Source organism: Bythopirellula superficialaquae (assembly GCF_059632245.1).
Genome location: NZ_CP197426.1, coordinates 1,804,008 through 1,826,290 on the forward strand (window position 1 = coordinate 1,804,008; position 22,283 = coordinate 1,826,290).

18 protein-coding genes are annotated in these 22,283 nt (G+C 55.9%); 10 read left to right on the plus strand and 8 right to left on the minus strand.

What is annotated here, in order from left to right; translation table 11 throughout:
- The first annotated feature begins 69 nt into the window (after positions 1 to 69).
- The 3 genes from SH678x_RS07415 to SH678x_RS07425 all read left to right on the plus strand — a co-directional run bounded on the left by SH678x_RS07415 (position 70) and on the right by SH678x_RS07425 (position 4,306).
- The gene (locus SH678x_RS07415; RefSeq protein ID WP_496922255.1) at positions 70 to 1,926 is read left to right on the plus strand and encodes an arylsulfatase; all 1,857 of its coding nucleotides are present in this window, start codon (positions 70 to 72) and stop codon (positions 1,924 to 1,926) included.
- Positions 1,927 to 2,339: 413 nt separating this feature from the next.
- Positions 2,340 to 3,410, plus strand: a complete 1,071-nt coding sequence (locus SH678x_RS07420; protein ID WP_496922256.1) for a pseudouridine synthase — start codon at positions 2,340 to 2,342, stop codon at positions 3,408 to 3,410.
- On the plus strand, positions 3,407 to 4,306 hold the full coding sequence (locus SH678x_RS07425) for a dihydroorotate dehydrogenase electron transfer subunit (RefSeq protein ID WP_496922257.1): 900 nt from the start codon (positions 3,407 to 3,409) through the stop codon (positions 4,304 to 4,306). The genes SH678x_RS07420 and SH678x_RS07425 overlap by 4 nt, the downstream gene beginning before the upstream one ends.
- 22 nt (positions 4,307 to 4,328) lie before the next feature.
- Here the strand turns inward: SH678x_RS07425 and SH678x_RS07430 are convergent, their stop codons facing one another.
- The 4 genes from SH678x_RS07430 to SH678x_RS07445 all read right to left on the minus strand — a co-directional run bounded on the left by SH678x_RS07430 (position 4,329) and on the right by SH678x_RS07445 (position 6,962).
- On the minus strand, positions 4,329 to 4,781 hold the full coding sequence (locus SH678x_RS07430) for a type II toxin-antitoxin system VapC family toxin (RefSeq protein WP_496922258.1): 453 nt from the start codon (positions 4,779 to 4,781) through the stop codon (positions 4,329 to 4,331).
- Positions 4,781 to 5,029 (minus strand): hypothetical protein, encoded by a 249-nt coding sequence (locus SH678x_RS07435; RefSeq protein WP_496922259.1) that lies wholly within the window; start codon positions 5,027 to 5,029, stop codon positions 4,781 to 4,783. The genes SH678x_RS07430 and SH678x_RS07435 overlap by 1 nt, the downstream gene beginning before the upstream one ends.
- 123 nt (positions 5,030 to 5,152) lie before the next feature.
- Entirely contained in the window at positions 5,153 to 5,434 is a 282-nt protein-coding gene (gene rpsT / locus SH678x_RS07440) for a 30S ribosomal protein S20 (protein WP_496922260.1), read from the minus strand.
- Between the two features lie 58 nt (positions 5,435 to 5,492).
- Positions 5,493 to 6,962 carry a tetratricopeptide repeat protein gene (locus SH678x_RS07445; protein ID WP_496922261.1) on the minus strand — a complete coding sequence of 490 codons (1,470 nt, stop codon included), beginning with the start codon at positions 6,960 to 6,962 and terminating at the stop codon, positions 5,493 to 5,495.
- 65 nt (positions 6,963 to 7,027) lie between these two features.
- Between SH678x_RS07445 and cobA the strand changes: the two genes are divergently transcribed.
- From cobA to SH678x_RS07465, 4 genes are all read left to right on the plus strand, one after another.
- Complete coding sequence (gene cobA / locus SH678x_RS07450; RefSeq protein WP_496922262.1) at positions 7,028 to 8,581, plus strand: uroporphyrinogen-III C-methyltransferase; 1,554 nt, start codon at positions 7,028 to 7,030, stop codon at positions 8,579 to 8,581.
- Positions 8,582 to 8,694: 113 nt separating this feature from the next.
- Positions 8,695 to 9,657 (plus strand): DUF1559 domain-containing protein, encoded by a 963-nt coding sequence (locus tag SH678x_RS07455; protein WP_496922263.1) that lies wholly within the window; start codon positions 8,695 to 8,697, stop codon positions 9,655 to 9,657.
- A 12-nt stretch (positions 9,658 to 9,669) separates the two neighbouring features.
- Complete coding sequence (locus tag SH678x_RS07460) at positions 9,670 to 11,007, plus strand: PQQ-dependent sugar dehydrogenase (RefSeq protein ID WP_496922264.1); 1,338 nt, start codon at positions 9,670 to 9,672, stop codon at positions 11,005 to 11,007.
- 230 nt (positions 11,008 to 11,237) lie between these two features.
- Entirely contained in the window at positions 11,238 to 11,429 is a 192-nt protein-coding gene (locus SH678x_RS07465; RefSeq protein ID WP_496922265.1) for a hypothetical protein, read from the plus strand.
- Between the two features lie 61 nt (positions 11,430 to 11,490).
- Here SH678x_RS07465 and SH678x_RS07470 read toward each other — a convergent pair whose 3' ends face one another.
- Both SH678x_RS07470 and SH678x_RS07475 read right to left on the minus strand, forming a co-directional pair.
- Positions 11,491 to 12,606 carry a hypothetical protein gene (locus SH678x_RS07470; protein WP_496922266.1) on the minus strand — a complete coding sequence of 372 codons (1,116 nt, stop codon included), beginning with the start codon at positions 12,604 to 12,606 and terminating at the stop codon, positions 11,491 to 11,493.
- A 278-nt stretch (positions 12,607 to 12,884) separates the two neighbouring features.
- Positions 12,885 to 13,310, minus strand: coding sequence for a hypothetical protein (locus SH678x_RS07475; RefSeq protein WP_496922267.1), 426 nt, complete (start codon positions 13,308 to 13,310; stop codon positions 12,885 to 12,887).
- A 406-nt stretch (positions 13,311 to 13,716) separates the two neighbouring features.
- Here SH678x_RS07475 and SH678x_RS07480 point away from each other — a divergent pair, with 406 nt between their 5' ends.
- From SH678x_RS07480 to SH678x_RS07490, 3 genes are all read left to right on the plus strand, one after another.
- Positions 13,717 to 13,932, plus strand: coding sequence for a hypothetical protein (locus SH678x_RS07480; RefSeq protein ID WP_496922268.1), 216 nt, complete (start codon positions 13,717 to 13,719; stop codon positions 13,930 to 13,932).
- 294 nt (positions 13,933 to 14,226) lie between these two features.
- A complete protein-coding gene (locus SH678x_RS07485; protein WP_496922269.1) occupies positions 14,227 to 15,339 on the plus strand; it encodes a S1 family peptidase in 1,113 nt (370 codons plus the stop codon).
- Positions 15,340 to 15,558: 219 nt separating this feature from the next.
- Entirely contained in the window at positions 15,559 to 17,538 is a 1,980-nt protein-coding gene (locus SH678x_RS07490) for an autotransporter-associated beta strand repeat-containing protein (RefSeq protein ID WP_496922270.1), read from the plus strand.
- Here SH678x_RS07490 and coaD read toward each other — a convergent pair.
- Positions 17,453 to 17,941: a pantetheine-phosphate adenylyltransferase gene (gene coaD, locus SH678x_RS07495; RefSeq protein ID WP_496922271.1), complete on the minus strand. Its 489-nt coding sequence runs from the start codon at positions 17,939 to 17,941 to the stop codon at positions 17,453 to 17,455. The two genes, SH678x_RS07490 and coaD, sit on opposite strands and share 86 nt — an antisense overlap.
- A gap of 112 nt (positions 17,942 to 18,053) precedes the next feature.
- Positions 18,054 to 22,220 carry a PAS domain S-box protein gene (locus tag SH678x_RS07500; protein ID WP_496922272.1) on the minus strand — a complete coding sequence of 1,389 codons (4,167 nt, stop codon included), beginning with the start codon at positions 22,218 to 22,220 and terminating at the stop codon, positions 18,054 to 18,056.
- Between the last annotated feature and the right edge of the window lie 63 nt (positions 22,221 to 22,283).

Below are 22,283 nucleotides of genomic sequence, written 5' to 3' on the forward strand. Positions count from 1 at the left end.
GGTATATTTGCCAGGATCACCCGACGTCGCCGCTGCTGTGATATCGCAAACTACACGAGGGATAGGGTCGTGGATGAGGGGCAAGAAGTTTGCTGTGGACGTGGCTGGAGGTTTGACTTTCGCCGCCTCATTTGGGTTCTGCTAGTTTTACGCAGCCCGTTGATCGATAGCTGGTTTGCGGCAGTCTTGTTCGTGGTCGGGATCACGGGAGTGGCTTTTGCTGAGGAACCTCAGTGCAATGTCCTTGTGATCATTGCTGACGACCTTGGTTATGGCGACATAGGCTTGCACGGAAACACAGGAGTCAAGACATCGAACCTTGATAACCTCGCGGCAGAAGGGGCTTCCTTCAGTCGCTTTTATGTCCAGCCAGTCTGTGCGCCGACGAGAGCAGAGTTTTTAACAGGCCGCGATCATCTGAGCGTAGGCGTGTCCGGTGTTTCAGAAGGCTCAGAACGTCTGGACCCGGATGTAACAACCATCGCAGACTCTTTCCGCGGGGCGGGATACTCTACCGGTCTGTTCGGTAAATGGCACAACGGGACCCAGCCTCCATACCACCCAATCTGCAGGGGTTTCGAGGAATTTTATGGTTTCACGTCTGGGCATTGGGGTCACTACTTTGACTTCTGGCTCGACCACAACAATCAGATGGTCAGTGGTCGCGGATACGCTGCAAACGACTTTACTGACCACACGATCAGTTTTATGGAATCGCAACGTGATCAACCGTTTTTCGCGGTCGTCGCGTTCAACACCCCCCACTCCCCCATGCAAGTCCCCGACGCTTGGTGGGCACGGCACGCCGGTCAAGATATCCAGCTTCGCGCATCGGAGCCCGAACACGAGGACATTCCCCACACGCGCGCTGCGCTTGCGATGTGTGAAAATCTCGACTGGAACGTAGGTCGATTGCTCAAGTGTCTCGACACGCTGGAGATCGCCGAGGATACAATCGTCGTGTTCTTCTCTGACAATGGGCCCAACGGCCACCGCTGGAACAACGGTTTGCGGGGTATTAAAGGATCGACCGATGAGGGGGGCGTCCGCTCGCCACTCTTTGTCCGGTGGCCGAAGCGAATCCCAAAGGGAACGCTTGTCACTACACCTGCGTGCGTGCTCGATTTATTACCCACGCTCAGCCGTCTCTGCTCAGTTAATCTCGTGGCATCCAGCAATCTGGACGGCTTGGACCTTTCGCCCTTGCTCCTCAACCAAGTCCACAAAGTCGCTGAAGATCGAATTATTGTCTCGCATTGGTCGGGAATGATGGCCGTGCGTCGTGGACAATTCCTTCTGGATCACCAGGGTCGGCTCTACGACCTCAATACGGACCCCGGGCAACTTCGAGACTTGGCCGCTGAGTGGCCGATAGTCGCAAGCGAACTGGCCACCGAAGTCGTACAGTGGAGAAAGCGCATTAATGGGGGCCGGCGACGGGAACCCATGCCCTTCACTGTCGGCCACCCAAGTCATCCGATGTCGATACTTCCCGCACGAGACGCCACAGCCTTGGGGTCCCTCAAGCGATCTAACCGCTACCCAAACTGCACCTACTTTAGTGAATGGTCAAACCCCAACGACGCTGTTGTGTGGGATGTCGAGGTCGTCACACCTGGTACTTATGCTGTGAAGCTCTTCGCAGCGGTTCCCTCCGACGCGGTCGGCTCGGAGGTCATACTCCGTGCCGACAACGCTGAGTCTCGCGTTGTCCTTACAGAAGCGACTGACTGCCAGCCTCTCGGACCGTCGGATGACCGTGTCCGACGACAAGAGGGACCTGTCAAACAGTTTCAGCAGATCCCTATGGGATCGCTCAAATTGAGATCAGGGCGCCAATCACTAAGCGTTTCCTTTCTATCGGATCGATCGGATGGCCCTGCAATTTGGCAGCTGAGCCTTGAAGCGGCTGACTCCAAACCGTGATCGAAGCCCCCGTTCCTCAATCTCGACCGTTCAATAGTCGGTAGTGGATCGATTGAGGGCTGGGTCATAGAAAGATTCTTGCTCGTTGCGTAAGGACGAACCGGGCATTAGCCATGTCATTATGTCCCCATGGGATTGAAGCATTCAGATGCCCTCTGCGGTATCTACCAAATTCTTTTCAAAACGAATACACTTGGCAGTATGCCCCGCCAACACATGCCATGCTCTCTGACAAGGAATTAGTTGTCATTCTCTGAACTCCAATCGCTGACGGGCTATTTCAATCTGCTGGTCCACGAAGGCCCACCTCCCCCCTTCCCCATAGCCCCTGGGTTTCTGCTTTCGTGGCAGGTATGATGGGGGATATGCGGCCGTGGTGTTGTCGCTCTCCCTTTCGACCATGAGCCAGCGCGATGACTCCTCGCAAAAAAACCAGCCCCAAAAAATCTCAACCGCGAACCTTCGGCAAAAAAGCGCCGGTGCGCGGGAAACGTCCCGACGCGCGGCCCAGGCGGCGGACCGTCTCCACGCCCCCTTCCGATTTGCCCGGTGAGCGGCTGCAAAAGTTCCTCGCAGCGGCGGGGATCGCCAGCCGTCGCGAGGCCGAGCAGATCATTCTGGAAGGCCGCGTGCAAGTCGACGGCCAAGTCGTGACCGAACTCGGCACGCGGGTGGAACCTGCCAAGCAAGAAATCTTCGTCGACGGACAGAAGATTGGCAAAGTGAAGCACGTTTATTACGCCGTCAATAAACCGACCGGGATCGTGTGCACGGCGAACGATCCCTCGGGCAGGCCGCGCGTGATTGATTTGCTGCCGCCCGACGTGGGCCGCGTTTATAACGTCGGTCGTCTCGACATGAGCAGCGAAGGCTTGATCCTCGTGACCAACGACGGTGATCTGGCCAATCTGTTGACCCATCCTCGGCATGGCGTGCGGAAGTATTACGAAGTCCACGTGGCGGGCGAACCGGGGCCGGACGTGTTGTCGCAACTGCGGCGGGGCGTGCATCTAGCGGAAGGATTCGTGAAGCCGGTCGACGTGCGGTTCAAAGGCAAGAAAAAAAATAGCGGCGTGCTTGAAATGGTCCTCGACGAAGGACGCAACCGCGAAGTGCGGCGGCTGTTGGCACGCGTGGGTCACAAGGTGCAACGCTTGATTCGCATCGCCGTCGGACCCATTCGCTTGGGCGAACTTCCCAAGGGAGCATCGCGAATGCTGACTCCGGAGGAAGTTCGCAAGCTGCGCGCGGCCGTCAGCGAACAACCCGTCGCGCGGAAACGGGCCCCCTCCCCTGCCGGCCAGGATGACGTCAAGAAACTGGCCGAGGTCGCGCGCGAACGTAAACGCAAAGCAGCGATGGGTAAGGCCACCAAAGGTTCGGCCCCAGGAGCTCGCAAAGGAACCAAAAAGCAAGGCGCGGGCCCGAGTGGCTCGAAGAAACCGAGCGGATTTGGACGGCCGCGAAAGCGAGGTTCCCGTTGAGCACCGCAGGATGCGATTTAAGCTCGAACCCGTTGTCTGCGGCGTATTATGCCGACCGCGCGCGGCAATATCGCGTGACGATCACTCAGAATGAATGCCTAGCGCGGAGCACCTACCGCGTGCGATTCGAGTGCCCCGAGCTGGCCGCGACGATCGTGCCGGGGCAGTTTCTGATGGTGCGGTTGCCGCACGACAATGACCCGCTGCTGGGGCGACCGTTCGCACTCTACGACACGGTGCTCGATGCGGGTGGCACGCCGATTGGTGTCGACGTCGTCTATTTGGTCGTCGGCAAGATGACCAGCCAGCTCGCCCACTATCAGTCCGGGCAGCAACTCGACGTCTGGGGACCGCTGGGGAACGGTTTTTCTGCAGAGCCGGTCGAGCATCTGGTGATGGTCGCGGGGGGAATTGGTCAAACACCGTTTCTCGCGCTGGGGCGCGAATTTCTGGGGAAGCGTTCGTATGGTTTGGGGGAACGCAACGTTTCGGCAGCGCAAAAAGTGACGCTGTGTTACGGCGTGCGAACCAAAGATTTCCTGTCCGGGGCCGAAGATTTCCGCGCCTGCGGCATCGACCTGTGGATCGCCAGCGACGATGGCAGCGTCGGTCATCACGGCTTAGTCACGGAAGTCTTGGAACAAGTGCTCGACATGCAGACCGCGAGTTCCACACGCATCGCCTGCTGCGGGCCCGAACGGATGATGGAAGCCGTGGCGGGCATCGCGCGGGTGAAGAACGTGCCATGCGAAGTGTCGCTCGAAACGCCCATGGCCTGCGGCATCGGCATCTGCTTTAGCTGCGTCGTGAAAACCGAACAGCCGGGAGGAGACTGGGACTACAAACGCACGTGCGTCGAAGGCCCCGTGTTCGACGCGCGGAAGATTGTTTGGTGACCGCGATAAATTATCTGCGATCTTAGCGAATATCCGAGACTTCTTGCGGATGTATTAAGCTGATTTGTTCAAAGCGTTCAAAGTCTGCCGTATTGAATGTCAATAAATGCTTAACACCGTGACGCATCATTGCAGCAACGAGACGTGCATCATGAGCGTTCTTGCCCTGGACGGAATATTTATTGACCAATTGTCTCCAATGGCTGTAAATGGCGCGTTCATCACGCAGCACGCGAAATAATGGTTGTGCATGTCTTTTCAATTGCTTCTCGGCTTCAGCTGCCGACATGCCTAATCCGTTGTTGGCTACGGGTCGCGTGGCAACAACCCAAAATTCATAATGATTTTGGGGGACCACGCACAGTTCATGGCCAGACTTCGCTGGTGTCTGCATCACGGCGACCGACAAATCATGTTGCGGATGATTGACTTCAGAAAATCGCAGCAACAAATTCGTATCGACAAGAATGAGCATTACACTCGATCCGGATACATGCTTTCACGAGAGTCATCCACGTTTGGATTCCGGGAACGCTGCTCACTCACCCATTCATCGAAATGACGTACCCATTCCTCATAAGAGATGGCGGGAGTACTGGACTCTTCAACAAGGTTTTGTTGAAGCGTGTCGAGCGCCAACTCTTCAGAACTTCTGCCTGTGGAAAGAGACAGTTCGCGCAGCTTGGCTTCGATCTCGGGCGTTAGATTTAATGTTAAAGTCATCGTGGAATCTCCCTGCCTAATTTTAGCATGCCACGAGGGGAGTTCCACAAGTCCGCTTTTTACCGGCCAGCCCACCGGCTTGCGCCGGCGGCTCTTGGTGGCGAACGTGGGCTGTCAGCGAACTTAGGCGCTGGCTTTGGCCGTTTTGATCTTCTTGATCGACGCCGAGAGGCGCGACTTCAAGCGCGAGGCTTGATTGTCGTGAATCACATGCTTCGAGGCTGCCTGATCGAGCTTCTTGGTGGCTAGGATGAATTCCTGCTCGCTCGTGGCGACGTCGCCTGCCAGGATGGCGGCACGGACCTTACGGATTTGGGTCCGGAGCGTGGACTTGATGGTGCGATTGTGGGCACGACGATCGATGCTCTGACGCAAACGCTTCTTGGCACTGGCTGAATTGGGCATGTTGACTGATTAACAACGGGACTACGGATTACTGTTGGCCACCCTCGGCCAACGAGAATCACCCAATATCGCGTAATTTGTTGATTTTGTCCAGCCGGTCGGCCACATCCCGATAGCTAAAATCGAGGCCCGCCAATTCGGTCAAATGTCGCTCGGCGCGGTCAAATTCTCGCATTCCCGTGGCCAAAACCCCCGCGCGATACAGCGCCAGGCGGCGGATTTCTGAATCTGGCTCCTCGCAGGCGGCCACGGCCTGTTCGTAGTTGGCCAGGGCCAATTTGTACTGCTCGATCTTTTGGAAGCACTCGCCCAGCTCGACCAAAACCTGGGCCCGGCGTTGAACGTCGCCGCGGGCGGCTTGCAGCAGCGGAATCGCGTCCTTGGGTTTGCCAGCCCGTTTAAGCCGCAGGGCGAGCTCATACTTCAAACGCAAATTGTGCGGATCACGCTCAGCCTTGGCGGCGTAGGTTTCCAGCTCGAGTTGATTCGCGCGGATACGCATCTGGTTGGCGAGCTGCTGATTCTCTTCCGTGGGATCCTGCTGATGATTCTGCTCGGCGATCGCCTGTTGCTGTCGCGAACGCCGTAACAAAACTTCTTCCAAGCGCTCTCGCACCGTGAGGTCGCCCCCGCCGGAAGCCTGCAAGGCGCGCTCGAGAACTCGTTCGGCCTCGTCGAAGCGTTGCTGCTGCACGTACAAATCGGAGAGCTGGTAATAGGACTGCAAATTCGACGGATCGCGCTCGATCGACTTTTGCAGCCGTTGCTCCGGCGGCAGGTCGATATCTTCGTCGGTCGCCGAGGTTTGATGATCTTTCGCGTTGCGGGCGTAATTAGCCACGGAGATTTTCGACGTGCTGCCATCCGTGCTGCCTTGCATCAACATGCTGGAATCGTAGCCCCCTTCGTGGATCGTTTTTTCCACCGAAAGCCGCGAGATGGCTTGCAGCGCTTCTTCGTCCTGCGGCTTGGCTTGTTCGACGCGATGCCAACAGGCGATCGCTTGATCGAACTGGCCCATCCGTTGGAGCGTCATCGCCGCTTGGCGGTTGGTGGCGATGTCCTTCGGCTTCGAGTCCAAGCCACGGCGCAAATACGACAGTTGTGCTTCGTCGAGCCCGAGCTCGCGGCAGACCTGGGCCATGCCCAACAGCGTGGTGATATCCCACGGATTGTACGCCAGCGCGTTGCAGCCGGCTTGCAGGGCTTCGGTCCAATTCCCTTTGGCGGCCGCGCGATTGAGGGTCGATCGCTGGCTTTTAATTTTCAGCGACGCCAGCATTGCGCCCGACTTATTATTCTTATATTTCTTCTGCAAGTTCGAGAAAAAGCTTTGCAGATAGATCGTGTTGCCGGGGTCTTCGACCACGCATTGCGTGAAAAGTTGCGTGGCGTAATCGAAATCGTCCTTATCGGCACAACGCTGGCCATGCTCGAAAACCTTCTGCAAACGCTGGCGCGAAGCGGGCGACAAGGGCGCAATTCCTCGCGCTCCGCGTGTGCCACCAGCTTGTTGAGAAGGTTCCATAACCATTATTCTAGCATTCTGTACTCTGCTCACCAATTTGCCGCGATCAGCAAGAATTTTGCCTCATGACCACCCCAACCGGCCCCACCACGATAGGCAAGGTGTATCTCGTCGGTGCCGGGCCGGGGGAACCGTCGCTCATCACGTTGCGGGGCTTTGAACTGCTCCAAAAAGCCGACGCCGTGTTTTATGACTACTTGGTCGATCCGGTTGTGCTCAATCATGCCGGCTTGTGGGACGAGAGTCAAACACCGCGCGAACTCGTCTGTCTCGGTCGGCATGGCGAAGGGCGATTATTGTCGCAGGACGAAATCAACGCCCAGATGGTCGCGACGGCTCAGCGGGGCAAGATGGTCGTGCGGCTCAAGGGGGGCGACCCCGCGATCTTTGGCCGCACGGCGGAAGAAATCGCCGCCCTCGAAGCGGCTGGCGTTCCGTACGAAGTTGTCCCCGGCGTGACCTCGGCACTCGCCGCGAGCAGCTATGCGGGCATCCCGCTCACGCACCGTGATCGAGCCTCCTGCGTCGCGTTTGTCACCGGGCAAGAATCTTGTCACAAGGAAACGGATTCGCTCGATCTGGCGAACCTCGCCAAGTTTCCGGGCACGCTCGTGTTTTACATGGGCATCACGACCGCGCCCCGTTGGTCGACCGAATTGATCGCCCACGGCAAGCCCGCGGCCACACCGGTGGCGATCATTCGCCGCGCGACGTTTGCCGATCAAGAAGTAATTAAAACGACGCTTGGTGAACTGGCCGTAATTTTGGGTCCGAAAAAAATGCGTCCCCCCGCGATCATCGTCGTCGGCGAAGCGGTCGACGCGGCCACGCAGTCGGCCTGGTTTTCGACCGAAGTTCAGCAAACAACGAAACCACTTGCGGGGCAAACGATTTTGGTCACGCGGCCCGAACATCAATCGGCCGATATGCTGCGCGAGTTGCATTCACTGGGAGCGACCACTTGGTGCCAGCCCGCGATCGAAATTTCCGCACCGGCGGATTGGAACGCCGTCGATCAAACCATCGAAGAGTTACCAACGTTTGATTGGCTGGTGTTCTCAAGCGCGAACGGCGTCGACTACTTCTTGCGACGTATCTTGGAAACAGGTCACGATCTGCGGCGCTTGGGCAACTGCCGCATGGCGGCGATCGGTCCCGCGACGGCCGAGGCATTAAAAAAGTTTCATCTGCACGCCGATTTGCAGCCGCACGAATACCGCGCCGAGGCCTTGGCCGCGGAACTTGCCCCGCAGGCCAAGGGCAAACGCGTTCTGTTATTGCGAGCCAGCCGTGGCCGGGAAGTGTTGGCCGAGCTGCTCACCGCCGCGGGGGCCGACGTTTCGCAGGTTGTCGTTTATCAAAGTGCGGACGTCGCCCAGCCCGCGGATCACGTGCTGAAACGTTTGCGGTCGGGACAAATCGATTGGATCACAGTCACCAGCTCCGCGATCGCCAGGTCGCTCGTAAAAATGTTCGGCGACGATCTCCAGCAGGCGAAACTCATCGCGATCAGCCCGCTGACCGCAGAAGTCTTGGCCGCCGCCGGTTACAAGGCCACCGCCGTGGCGAAGGAATACACAAGCGCTGGAATGATCGCGGCGCTGGTGGAGACTCAATAGCCGGATCGCCACGCGATCCAGGAAATCCCCCGGAGGGCGTGGCCCTCCGGCTAGGGTCTTGCGATTCAGAATTTCCCCGGCCTGGAACACTTATTGCTTCTCTCTGGCTGGCGATGGCCAGGATACATAATAAACGTGGGGAAACTTTCGGCGTTGGACGCGGTGCGTTCACGTTGGTTGAACTGCTTACAGTCACCAGCATCATTGGTGTGCTGGTGGCCATGTTACTCCCGGCCGTCCAAGCGGCACGCGAAGCTTCGCGGCGCATGACGTGTGGCAACCATGTGCGTCAAATTGGTCTGGCTGCGCAAAACTATCACGCGGCGTATGGCCATTTTCCGCCTGGACGAGGTGCTCCACTTCCCTCGGTATTTTCCACGCACGCTTTCTTGCTGCCATTTTTGGAGGAAATCTCGCTGCGCGAACTCGTTGACTTCGCAGCGCCACCCACGAGTTTCACAGTCGGCGCTACTGCTTACGACGGCACGCCGAATTACGCAGCGGCAACGCGCCGCGTGGCGATTTTCTTGTGCCCGAGCGATCCCGCCGCAGGAGACATTGCTGGCTCGGAATTTGGTGCAACAAACTACGCGGCCAATGCCGGCAGCGGTCGGCTCAACGCGGGAAACATCGTCGAGTCGGACGGCGTGTTTTACACGAACTCCGCGGTCGGGTTTCGTCATTTGCTGAGAGGCTCTTCCGCGACCGTGGCTTTCAGCGAGCGAACATTAGGCGTCGGGCAAACCAACGACTCGGCATCGAAAGACCTCATGCTGGAATTGCCGCTGGCGAGCGACCCGAGTGATAGCTCATGTGGCGCGACCAATAGTGGTTCTTGGTACGGCCAACGGGGGGAGAAGTGGATTTTGGGGAACTACGGTAACACTCTCTACAACCACTATTACGCGCCCAATTCTGAAGTCTGGGACTGTATGAATCTGTCTCAACAAAAAGGCTTGCTCGTCGCGCGGAGTCACCATCCGTCCGGCGTGGTGACTCAATACTGTGATGGAAGTCAAAAATTTATTGATAACGACATCGACGTGGAACTGTGGCGCGACATGGCGATGCGCTAGAAAGGTTTGAATATGAGAATCGATTACGTTTTGAAGATGGCATTAGCTTGCAGCTTGGTTTATGGAGCTCAGACGGCGGCTGTGTTGGCTGAAACGACCAATGAGTTGGGCCAGCAAGTGGCCAAGCAATTACCAAAGCCTTTTGCGACCGAATCGGTGATTAACCATCCGGAAGTGATCGGTTGGCCAGAAGGAAAGATGCCGCAAGCTCCCGCGGGTTTTAAGGTGAGTGCTTTTACGAAGGACTTAGACAACCCGCGCTGGCTGTATGCTCTGCCCAATGGCGATATCTTGGTGGCACAAGCCCGTACGATGCCGAAGCCGGCGCCCGATGAAGATGCCCCCACCGAAAAGCGCGAAGAGCAAGAGAAAATGCGCGCGGGCATGAAAAAATCGAAAACCACGACCGGCGATTCTCCTAACATCATCACGTTGCTCAGAGATGCCGATGCCGACGGCACTCCGGAGGTTCAGGAGACTTTTCTCAAAGATTTGAACCAGCCATTTGGGATGGCGATTGCGAACGAAACGCTGTTCGTGGCCTGTACCGATGGCGTGTGGGCTTACCCTTACGAAAAAGATCAAACGACCATCGACAAACCGGGCATGAAGATCTTGGTTCTGCCGGCCGGGGGATACAACAACCACTGGACGCGCAACATCATCGCTTCGCGGGATGGCACGAAACTGTATATCACGGTTGGTTCCGCCAGCAACGTGGCCGAACATGGCATGGTCGAGGAAATGCTGCGAGCCAACATTCTGGAATGCAACTTGGATGGCACGGGCCTGCGCGTGTTTGCTTCGGGGCTGCGAAATCCGAATGGACTCGCTTGGGAGCCAATCACCGGAGCCCTGTGGACGACGGTCAACGAACGGGATCAACTTGGCGACGAACTCGTGCCTGATTATTTGACGAGCGTCCAAGAGGAAGGATTTTATGGTTGGCCGTATGCTTATTTTGGAGCGCATGAAGACCCACGGCTCGAAGGCCAGCGGCCTGACCTTGTGAAGAAGACGATCGTCCCCGACGTGCCGTTGGGCTCGCACGTGGCCGCGTTGGGTTTGGCGTTTGACAAAGTCGATCGGTTTCCCGAAAAGTATCATGGGGGAGCATTCGTAGGCCTGCGCGGTTCGTGGAATCGCTCGGAGTTTTCGGGTTACAAGGTCGCCTTCGTCCCCTTCCGCGATGGCATTCCCGCGGGCGATGCCGAAGATTTCCTCACCGGCTTTATCGCCAACGACAATGAAGTTTACGGCCGGCCCGTGGGCGTAATCTTCGCCCAGGATGGTTCGCTGCTCGTCGCCGACGAACCCAGCGACGTCATCTGGCGGGTGACGACGGAGTAAGTTTGAGTGCCCCAATGAGCCGCCACGCGCTAGCGTCGGTTTTTTGATGGATGCTGAAAAATGGAAGGACCCACGGCTAGTGCCTGGCTGCTCAGTCGCACCAGAGAAGTCCCCTTTTACTTTCAAACTTCTTCAAAACCTGGAACAGTCATACAAAGCGCCGTCGACGATTGGGCTGTGTATGATAATGCTGGATCGGCACCGATTTTGTTGGAATGGAAAGAGCACTTATGAATCCCAAAGACATTACAACCGCCATGAACCCGGACTTACGTGGTTCGCTCGACGCTCTCCGACGAGCTGCCGAAATGGCCCGTCAAACTGCGATCCAAACCGAGACCGCGATCATCATCGTCCAAGACGGCAAACAAGTGCGCATCACCGCCGAAGAATTGCGCAAGCAACAAGCGGCCCGTGTGTGACAGTGCTGGAGGGTGTCAGCCACAGTCGAATTGCACGTAACTCTTGGATTGCTACCACAAGTTAAAATCGGTGTGTACGTCTGCGGACACCGAATACTGCGGCTAATGATGCAAGAAGAAATGCCGTCGGTTCAGGCACTAACACCGAGGGGTCTCGCGCTCCGAAGAGAAACATTCCATCGCTGCCCGAGAGGGTCATGTAGAGAAAGCCATTGACCGAGGCAAGATCGTAAATATAGTCGATGTCGATCGTGGCGAGTTCTGGAAAGATATCCATTAGGGGCGCTGCCCGGTCGGGAAAGCCAGGAACGATACCGGGGTAAAATGCGTAAGCCTCTTTTGGAAAAAAGGAATCCTGAATCACAGCAAAACCGCTGTGAGAAACGATCACCCCTATTTCAATAAAATTATTTGGATTACCTGCAATGAAAATTGGCGTATCACCGCCATACTTTATAGCCGGGATATCCCAAGCTGTGTTAACTCCCACACCATCCACACGGTCTCGAATAGACGTTGGACTATTTGATCCATCCAAAAACGAAAGCTCACCGGATGGTGACCAAAGGATAGGCGCCGAACCAATCGTTCCAGGAATGCCAGCAGACCCAAGCGCATAACCGCTTGGTGTCATAGAGTTGAGCCTAGTGGTATTGTTACTGCTATTAGAACCTGTCGGATATGGGAGTGGTTCCCTCAAACCGTCCAAAAGAAACTTTGTTGCCTCATCGCCATCATCGTAATCAAAGCCACCAAACGTCCGCAGATTGATATCAACTCCCCGTACGCGAATACGCGGCATTGCCCAAGTAACTATTGGCACAGTGGGTTGATTCAGTGGAAAGAGTGCCGCCGCAGCTTGATCGGTGAAACTATTAAAGTTTGCCGCGATGTAAAGTTCACCGTTAAAGGCTTTGACTACCCGTGTCACACTCGATGGAATGCTCAGTGTGGGGTGCGAGATGGGAGCAAATATTTGACTCCCCGAAGCGTTAACAACCCATACGCCGTCTGTGACACCCAGATAAGCCGTCCCATCGATCACTTCGAGATTGGGTTGCAAGGTTGACGACGTACTGACTTGCGTCAAACCCAGCGGAGGCAGGGCCAGCGCGTTTGTAACGCAGCAGGCGAAAAGGACCGAACAGAAGAAACCGCATAAAACTTTGATCGACATGTGAACGAACCTAGTTGAGCCAGGGTTTTTTAATCCCCTTATTCTAACGACATCTACGCCGCAATGCGACTATGGCCAAGTTTTTTAGTCGCCGAAATCATAATTCCTCTCATGGCCAACGGCCTCTCTCATCGTAGCCTGGGGCAACGCCCCAGGACTCAGACCACACGATCCATTTGGCCGAAGGCCATTGTCATCGTGAAAGACTCGGCCACAGTTGAGTATGGCCTTCAGCCAACGATGCGATGTCGATTCTATTCCTAGGGCGTTGCCCTAGGCTACGATGAGGCTTGGCTTTCAGCCAATGAATTCGAGCCTGTGTCGCCCCAGCCTGCATACGTCCATTCGTGCCATTCGTCTGATTCGTGGTTATTGAGTTCTGAGTTGCGGGCTTCGAGTTGCGAGAACAACCGACTCGTGACTCGAAACTCCTCCTTCCCCCCGGCCAAGAATCGTTGTGGCGAAGCGCTTCCCAATCGCGATAATGGGGTTCGCCCATTGTGAGGCGTGCTCTTTGGAAACTCGAACTGTGGAACGTCCTTTTGGAACGCGCTCAATGTACGTTTTGACCAAAAGTCGACTTGTTTTGGCACTTGCGACATGACCAAGTGACAAAACCCAGGAATTTCTGCGCGAAAGTTGGGACCCCAGCGCACGGGCGAAAAATCGAGCTTGGCGTGCTCGGGGAGCTGCAAACCGAGCAAAGCTGGCCAACCTGGCAAAGCTCAGTGGGACTGTGGGACTGTGGGACTGTGGGACTGTGGGACTGTGGGACGATGGGACGATGGGACTGTGGGACGATGGGACGATGGGACGATGGACGATAAGAAGCTAGAAGTTGGAGGCTAGTATTTCCGACCCCTGGCCCCTGACCTCCGACCTCTGTCCCATGATAAACCTTGCCGGCCGTGCTGGTTATTCGCTTCCCCTTATGACGTTTAGCGAACGGCTGCGGCGAAACGTCGGACGTTTGCAGTATGGTGAGCCAGTGGCCGATGTTTGTGTTGGGGGAAGCTTGGTGCTCGCGATCACCTGCGAGATCCAAGCTCCACAACATGGGATACCCAGTCATTCAGGGACAAGAGTATGCAATCCGACGGAAACCCAAAAGTGCGTGCCACAATTTACCTGCCGCTCGACGTTCTGAATGAGGCTCGGGACGCCGCGGTGCATTTGGCAGGTTACCCGGCACGGCTGACTCTGACTCAGTTGGCGGAGAATGCCCTCCGGGCCGAGTTGCGGAGACTCAAAGCTCTCTACAACAACGGCCAGGATTTTCCCCGTCGCGACGAAGAGTTGCGGGGCGGTCGTCCTATTGCCGCTTGAGACCGATTGAAAAAATGCCACGACCCACGGCAGTCGAAAGGGACTGCCGTTCGTCGTGGCGCATTGCAGTTGGTGAGGACAGAGAGAACGCAGTGATGGACAGAGTACCTCAAGGAAAACGGCGCAGGGATGCGGTTAGCTCAGCCACCGCGAAGGTGGAAGCCGCGCTCGCTTCACGTGAGGAGGCTGCCAAACTTCGTGAGCGGTTGCTGAAGATGATCGTCGAGAACGAACAGAGACGTCGTCAGTCTCCCACCGGATCGACACCTTCACCCACCCAAGTTTGACACCGCAGTGAAAGTTTCCAGAAACGAAACGATTGACCGTTGGCGTGTCCGCTATTGCCTGGCAATAGCGGGCACGATCATCTTTGCGCAGCTGGGCCTCGCGCCCGTGGCAGTCGCAGAGTTTTCAGCCGCCAACTTTAAGAACGTCTGGGCGCAAGAGTTTGGGCTTGGTTCGGAAACCCCTGCTCCGCCCGTGGACAGTGGTTTTCGTTCGGTGCCGCCAGCCACCATGCAACAGCCGCATCCGGCCGTGGCGAGGATTGTTGTTCCCGAAGGGGAAGCGACATCCATGGGGAGCGGCACGCTGGTGGATCTACGCGATGGCTATGGCATCGTCGTGACCAACTGGCACGTCGTGCGCGATGCTCAAGCGCCGATTGAGGTAATCTTTCCCAACGGATTTACGTCGAAGGCGCGAGCTTTGAAAGTCGATTCCGATTGGGACTTGGCCGCTTTGGTGATCTACGAACCCAAAGGCGTGCAGCCGGTGAAGATCGCCCCGACCGCGCCGCAACCGGGCGATCAACTGACGATCTGCGGCTACGGGCCGGGGATCTATCGCTCGGTGACGGGTCGCTGCACGCAGTATTACTCGCCGAAAGAACATTTGCCGCAGCAGATGGTGGAGTTGAACGTCGAAGCACGCCAGGGGGATTCCGGCGGGCCGATCCTCAATAGCAACGGCGAACTCGCAGGAGTGCTGTTCGGCGCAGGCAACGGCACAACGATGGGAAGCTTCGGCGGCCGCGTGGGTGAGTTCTTAGCTTCGCTCGCACCCGATATTGGCCGGCCAACACAGGCTCAATTGGTGTCCGCGCAAACGACAAGCGACAACGATTTCAACGCGGCCCCAACGGCCAACCCGTGGCAGTCGAACCTTGCCGAACAACCGGCTACGAAGCCCGCAACGACCGAAATTTTGCAACCGCCCGCGTTCGATGAATTGCAGGCGAATAACAATCCCGCCCCGGCTCCGCAAGTCGATGCGTTTGCCGCCCAATCGCCGAATATGATTGTGCTTCCCGAGGAAGACAAACCGCTGTTCGAGAAAATCAAATCAGGGCTCGCCGCGTTGGGGCTGTTTGCGATTGTGGTGATGTTTCTCAAAGCGGCGGGGTGATCGCTCAGAGTTTGATATTCTTGATGAACATTGTCGATTTTCTCGAAGTGCTGCACGCATATAAAACAATCAACCAGCCGTTGATTGCAGAAATTCGATATATCACCACTTGCCTTGCAGTTTAAGCTGTAGCAGTCCGAGTGACTTCTCATCTTTGAGTTGGTACTAACTCAGCTTTATTTACTGCAAGATAGGCACTTCATTTTGAGGCCCTAGGCCATGCGCCCCTGCATTTTCTGCTCCTTGTTTTTCATTGTCTTTGGCTCATTTGTTGAGGCTCAGGAAACATTTGTCTATCAGTTAGGAGGACCGGCTCCAGGGCAATGGGAGTCGTCTGGTAACTGGTCGGGTGGCAGTGGAAGTTTCAGTGCTTGGCCGGGAGAATCTCCTGAGATCGGAACTCTTGACAGCGCCAATCTCGCTGCGGCGCATCCTGCGAATTATTCGATAAATATTACGACGCCAGGTCTTACACTCGACAAGCTCACGCTGGGATCGTCGAGTCACCAAGTCGTGACGACAATCACAGGATCTCCGGGAGCGACACTCTCTGCCAACGAAATTCGCACAGGGAACAGCAACGTCAATGCTCATCAGATCAATGTTGATTTTGTGATGCCTTCAATCGAACTTGAGTTGGCGGATTCAGGTTTTCTGATACCAATCAACTTCAACGGCCAGTTTCTTAATCTCGCTCCGACTGCCAATACCTATCGAATTGTCGACAATCAATCGCGCCGCGCTATGACGGTCAATGGTAACATCGTTCTCTCTGATACGGTTACGGCAGGCCATTTGTTGTTTCGCAATGGTGGACTACCGGCCTTCACCACTATCAATGGTGTGATTGAAGATGGGACTGCTCCAGGCGGTGGCGTGAGTTATGTGCGCGGCAGGTTCGTTGTGACGAATGCCAACACATATTCGGGGGAAACTGTCATCGGGGCCAATAGTCCTGACGCTGAGACTCAAGTCGAGATTCATCATGACCTCGCATTTGGCACAGGACGGGTGACAGCAGGAGGCGGCAACGAGGAGCGGACATTGATTGCGATTGGTGGCTCGCGCACGTTGGCCAATGAAATACGTCTAGCACGGGATATGCAGTTCGCTGGCACCAATAGCTTTACACTCAATGGCCAAGTTTTTCAGAGCAACAGCCGGCGAATGATCAATGATCTGCCGATTGGTAAATCTTTGACTATAAATGGTGATATCTACGCTGCTGACGACAATACCTCGCGACCTTGGACTTTTGCCGGTACAGGTCGAACGACGGTCAACGGATCTATTTTCAATTCACTCGTGTCGGGTACAGCCTCAGGTTCATTAGTCAAATCGGGCAGTGGAATTCTTGAGTTGAATTCGGAGAGTTTTTATGTTGGTAACACAAGCGTTAATGCAGGGACTCTTGTTGTCAACAATTCTACAGGCTCTGCGACAGGCACTGGCAATGTCATTGTCAATGCAGTCCTCGCGGGCTCGGGAAGCATCGCGGGAATTGTGAACGTCAATAGCGGTGGCCAAGTGAGGCCAGGCAACTCCTTAGGGCAGCTGCAAGTTGGTGGTTTAAATCTGAATCTTGGCAGTACGTTGCAAGTTGAACTCGCTGGCACGGGGGGGATTCCGGGAGTTGACTTCGATCAGCTGATCGTCAACGGTTCAGCAAATTTAGCTGGCAGTTTATCCATAGTTCTGACAAATGGAATCGCTCCTAAAGTTTCGGACGTGTTTACGGTATTCCAATCCCATGCACTGACAGGTGAGTTGCTGAATGTTCCTAATGGCGAGCGTTTAGCGACCATGGACGGCATAGGTTCCTTTTTGGTCAATTACAGCGATGCCAATAATGCGATTATGCTTACGGAATTCCAGGCAACGCTGTCAGCAGATTTTGATCGTGACGGAGATGTTGATGATATCGATCTACAGCTTTGGCAAACCAGTTATGACATCAATGGTTTAGCTGATGCCGACGGGGATGGCGACTCCGATGGTAGGGACTTCCTGATTTGGCAGCAGCAGGCAGGCAGTACGATCTTCGCAAGTTTAAGTGCGATACCCGAGCCTACGGGATTAACGCTTTGTCTAACGGTTGTAATACTCAGAGTCCTCAGTCCACGATCTTCGCGCGTAAGTCGCCGACGATATCGCGGGGGACAAAGCGGGCCAACTCTTCATCACCTGCGAGCGGCGTGATCTGTTTGATCAACGAACTCGAGACGTGCGAGAACTCGTCGTCGGCCATGAGGAAGACGGTTTCAATGCCCGGATCGAGCTTGCGATTGGCGAGCGTCATGGTGAATTCGCTTTCCATATCGGTGAGGGAACGCACGCCGCGGATGATCACGCGGGCTTCGCATTGGCGGACAAAATGAACTGCCAGGCCGGTGAAGACTTCCACACGCACGTTGGTCAAGTGCTTGGTCGAGCGGGTGATGAGATCGACCCGTTCTTCGCCGGTGAAGAGCGACGATTTTTCGATGTTCGTGCCGACGCCGACGATCAGCTCATCGACCAAGCGGCTGCTGCGCTCGATGACATTAAGGTGGCCCAACGTGATGGGGTCGAAAGAACCAGTGTAGACAGCGCGGCGGGACATGAGTTTGTTCGCTTCATGGGAAAAGTTGTTTTGCAAGCATATTGTGATTGTTGTGCAAGGAATCGGCCAGTGCAAATTTTCGTTCGCACTGATATCGATAGCGACTCAAACACTAGGCTTGCGAAGCAAGCGGTTTCGACAATCGCTGATGGGTGAGCAAGTCCATTAACATATCAACCGATGGTGGTTTGACGAGGTGCTGATCGAAGCCCGCGGCTTTGGAGGCTTGAATATCTTCTGCTTGTCCATAACCGGTGAGCGCGACTAGGAAAGGCTGTTGAGCATTGACGTTTGCGCGGATGGTTTTGGCGACTTCGTAACCGTCCATGCCGGGCAGGCCGATATCGAGAAGCACCAAATCGGGTTGAAAGGCAGTGACGCTGTCCAAAGCGGTCGGACCATCATGAGCCATTTCGACTTGATGGTCCCCCAGTTTCTTAAGCAATAGCGAAACGACGCGAGCCGCGCCGAAATTGTCGTCGACCACCAGAATTCGGCGGCTAGGCGTTTGGACTCGGGGGCGAATCGTTTGCGGCGTGGGAGTTTGAGAACTAATCGGAAGTTTGACGGTAAACCGGCTCCCCTTCCCTACCCCTTCGCTATCGGCAGAGACGGTCCCCTGATGGAGTTCCACGAGACTGCGAACCAAGGTGAGGCCGATCCCCAAACCACCCTGCGCGCGATCCAAAGCACGGCTCGATTGGGTGAATAAATCGAACACGCGGGGGAGCAATTCGCGTTCGATACCGATCCCGTTGTCACGAATCTCCACGGCGACGTTGTTGTCGTTATGAGTCAGGCTTAACTCGATATGCCCGCCTGTGGGCGTGTACTTTGAGGCATTGTTCAGCAGATTGCCAAGAATCTGCACGAGTCTCACGGGGTCGGCATGGACATGAAGACCAGCCGGCGCCAGCGAAACCTTCAGAGATTGATCTTTCTCCTTGAAGGCCCAACTCACGGCGTCAACGGCACGCTCGACGAGTGGCACGATATCGACAACTTCCTTGCGCAATTCCACCTTTCCACGGGCGATGCGGGACACGTCGAGCAAATCGTCGACCAGTCGCACCAAGTGCTCAACCTGATTGCGCATGATGCCGACTGCTTCGTTGGCTTCGTCGTCTTGAACGGTGAGGAAGTCGAGCCCAGTGCGGATGGGAGCAAGGGGATTGCGAAGTTCGTGAGCCAGCATCGCGAGAAATTCATCTTTGCGATGGTCAGCCTCGCGCATCGAATTGATCATTTGCATTTGCTCGATGAACGCCGAGGCTTGATGGGCGTAGAGATCGAGCATCCACAACTCCCGGCGGGCGAGCCGTCGAGGCTGACGGAAGTGCGTTGCTAGAACTCCCAGCAGCAGGCCGTTGCGATTGCGTAAAGGGGTACATTGAATCGCACGATAACCGGCTTGCTGGGCGAATGGCAACAAACTGGCATAGTCGGCGTCGAGTTCCACGTCTTCGATAATGACTCGGCTTCCAGTGCTGAGCGCTTTGCCGCAGGCGGAATTTTCTGCGAACTCGGCGCCCCTGACTGTATCGAGTAATGCTTGATCGAAACCCTGTTGGGTGGCCATTTGAAACTTGTCGGCCAGCGGATCATACAAATGCACCGAACCCATATCGGCTTGTTGCATCGTGATCACCGAGGAGAGCACCAATTGCAAAGCACGATCCAAGCTCTGTGCGGCAAGCAATTGCTCGTTAAGATTATGTAAGCTCTTCATGCCGGCGAGTTCGGCGGTGATTCGCTGTTCGTTTTCGCTCAGAGCTTGCTCCGCCAACTTGCGGGACGTGATATCCGATACCGTGCCGATATATCCCAGCATTTTACCTTCGGCGTTGCGTAGGGGCTCAGCACAACCTTGCAGCCAGGCCACGCTGCCGTCGGGCCGCTGGAATCGAAATTCCGTGTGAGAAGGTTGCCCGGCATGGCAGGCTTTTTGCCAATCATCGATGACGCGCTGGCGATCATCGGGATGCACCGCATCGATCCAGCCGCTGCCGTTGGCTTCGTGCGCGCCGTAACCAGCAAGCTGGCACCAGGCGTCGTTGACGAACAGGGTTTCTCCCGCGAGGTTCGTCTGAAAGATTCCCACGGGAGCATTGTTGGCGAGCGTGCGAAAGCGTTCTTCACTTTCGCGCAAGGCTTGCGCTGCTTGCAGTCGCTCACTGATGTTCCGCGCTACTTTGGAAGCCCCGATCACCCGGCCTGTGGTATCACGAATCGGTGAGACGGTTAGCGACAGATCGAACAATTTTCCGTCTTTGTTCAGTCGCTTGGTTTCAAAATGCTGAAGCCGATCGCCATGGCGGATGCGGCCAAGGATTCGCAATTCCTCTTCGTGGCGGTCAGGGGGAATGACCATCAGGATCGATTGCCCAATGGCTTCCGCGGCCGTGTAACCAAAGATCCGCTCCGCGCCTAAATTCCACGAGGTGATAATGCCGTCAAGCGTTTTGCTGATGATCGCGTCGTCGGACGAAGAGACCACCGCTGCGAGCAAACCGCGATCCCCTTCGGCGCGGCGCTGTTCGGTGACATCGAGCAGCATATTGATCGCGCCAGTGACCTTGCGCCGCTCATCGAACAACGGTTGCGGATGGGGCATCACATTCACGCGCGTGCCATCGGGGCGTTCGATGACGACTTCTTCGCCAAGAACAGCCTTGCCATCCCGTAGCGCACGGACCATGGGACATTGTTCCCATGGTAACGGCGTGCCATCGGGACGATAAATTCGCATGGGGGCTGCCCAATTGTCCTCGCCGACCGGAGGCACAAAACCAAAGAGCTTGGCCGTCGCGTCGTTGAACAGCTCAATCCGTCCGAGCGCATCGCAGGTGAACACAGCCGCTGACAGGCTTTCCACGAGATGCCGATAGCGCTCTTGGCCTAATCGCGTGGCGTCCTCGACTGCTTTGCGGTCGGTCACGTCGCGAGTGGTGCCTGCGACGGCTTCGACTTCGCCGTCGCTATCGAACACGGGGACGAAGATATACTCGTATATTCTCGTCCCATGAGTGCCGGTGAAAGGAACTTCCCCTTTGAATGTTTGCTTTGTCGAGACCACATAGTCAAGTTCGCGACTATGCATGGCCGCATGCCATTCAGGATAGCCCAATTCAAGGCAGGTCTTACCGATGGCCTCGTCCCATGTTTTGCCCCAAACTTCCAGCAACGTGTCATTGGCATAACTGAAGCGATGATTCAAGTCGAAAACGTAGATAAAGTCGGGGGTCGAATTGAGAATCGTTGCATACAGTCGTCGCTGTTTCTCCGCCTCTTCTCGTGTGCGATGCACTTCAGCCATCGCTTGCCGGCGTTCCGTGATATCGACGGCGACTCCTCCCACACCTTGCACTTCGCCATGCGAATCAATCAGCGGAAACTTAACTGCCAAATAATCTTGGTTGAAACCCTCACGTTGGATGCGCTCTTCATGCTCAAGAGGCCTGCGCGATTCGATCACCTGTAAATCGTGCTCGCGAATCCGCTCAGCTGAACTGCGGTCCAAGAGTTGGTCGTCGCGGAACCCGACCACTTCGGGACGCCCCAAGGCCGTCGCAGCCAACGGATTAGCGAGCGTGTAATGACCTGCCAAATCTTTCAGAAAGATTGCCACCGGCGCGTTGATAATCAACTGCTCAAAGCGCCCTTCACTTTCATGAAAAGCCTTTTCGGCGCGGGCGCGTTGATCACTTTCACGCTGGGCCTTGCCGTAGAGTTTCGCGTTTTCAATCGCCAGCGATGCTTGCTCGGCGATGCCTTGCGCAACGCGCTCGGCCGCCTCATCGAAGATGCCGATTTCGGTATGACCAAAAAATAGTCCACCGATCATATCCCCTTGTGGCGACTTCACTGGCACGGCCAAATAGCTCCGCACGGGAAGATGGCCCAAGGGCATGCCTTGGTGTGGATCCATTTGTCCGTAGGCTGGATCTGCGAGCACATCGTCGAGTCGGACAATCCGCTCGCCGCTGAACGTGGGAGAGAACAACGGCGTGTTGCGGGGCAGGCCAAATTTCTCAAAATCTTCGCGGGCAGCACCGCTCAGCGTGTACAGCAAAAAGGCTTCGCCTTGCTCGTTGACCGTGTTGTAGAAGAACGCACCAAACGAAGCGAGGGTGAGCTTTGTGCCGATGTCGGTCACTTTTTGCAGGACCAGTTGGAGGTCGAGATTGCTGTGCAGATCCCGGGCGACCGCGTTGAGGGTTTCCGCTTCTTTGCGGAGCTGGATTTCGTGTTCGAGCGCGCCGGCGGAATTCTTCAACACGTGCTGGTCTCTTTGTTGAGAACGGTGCGCTGTGTCCATGGAAGATGCTCTGATTAGCTAGCA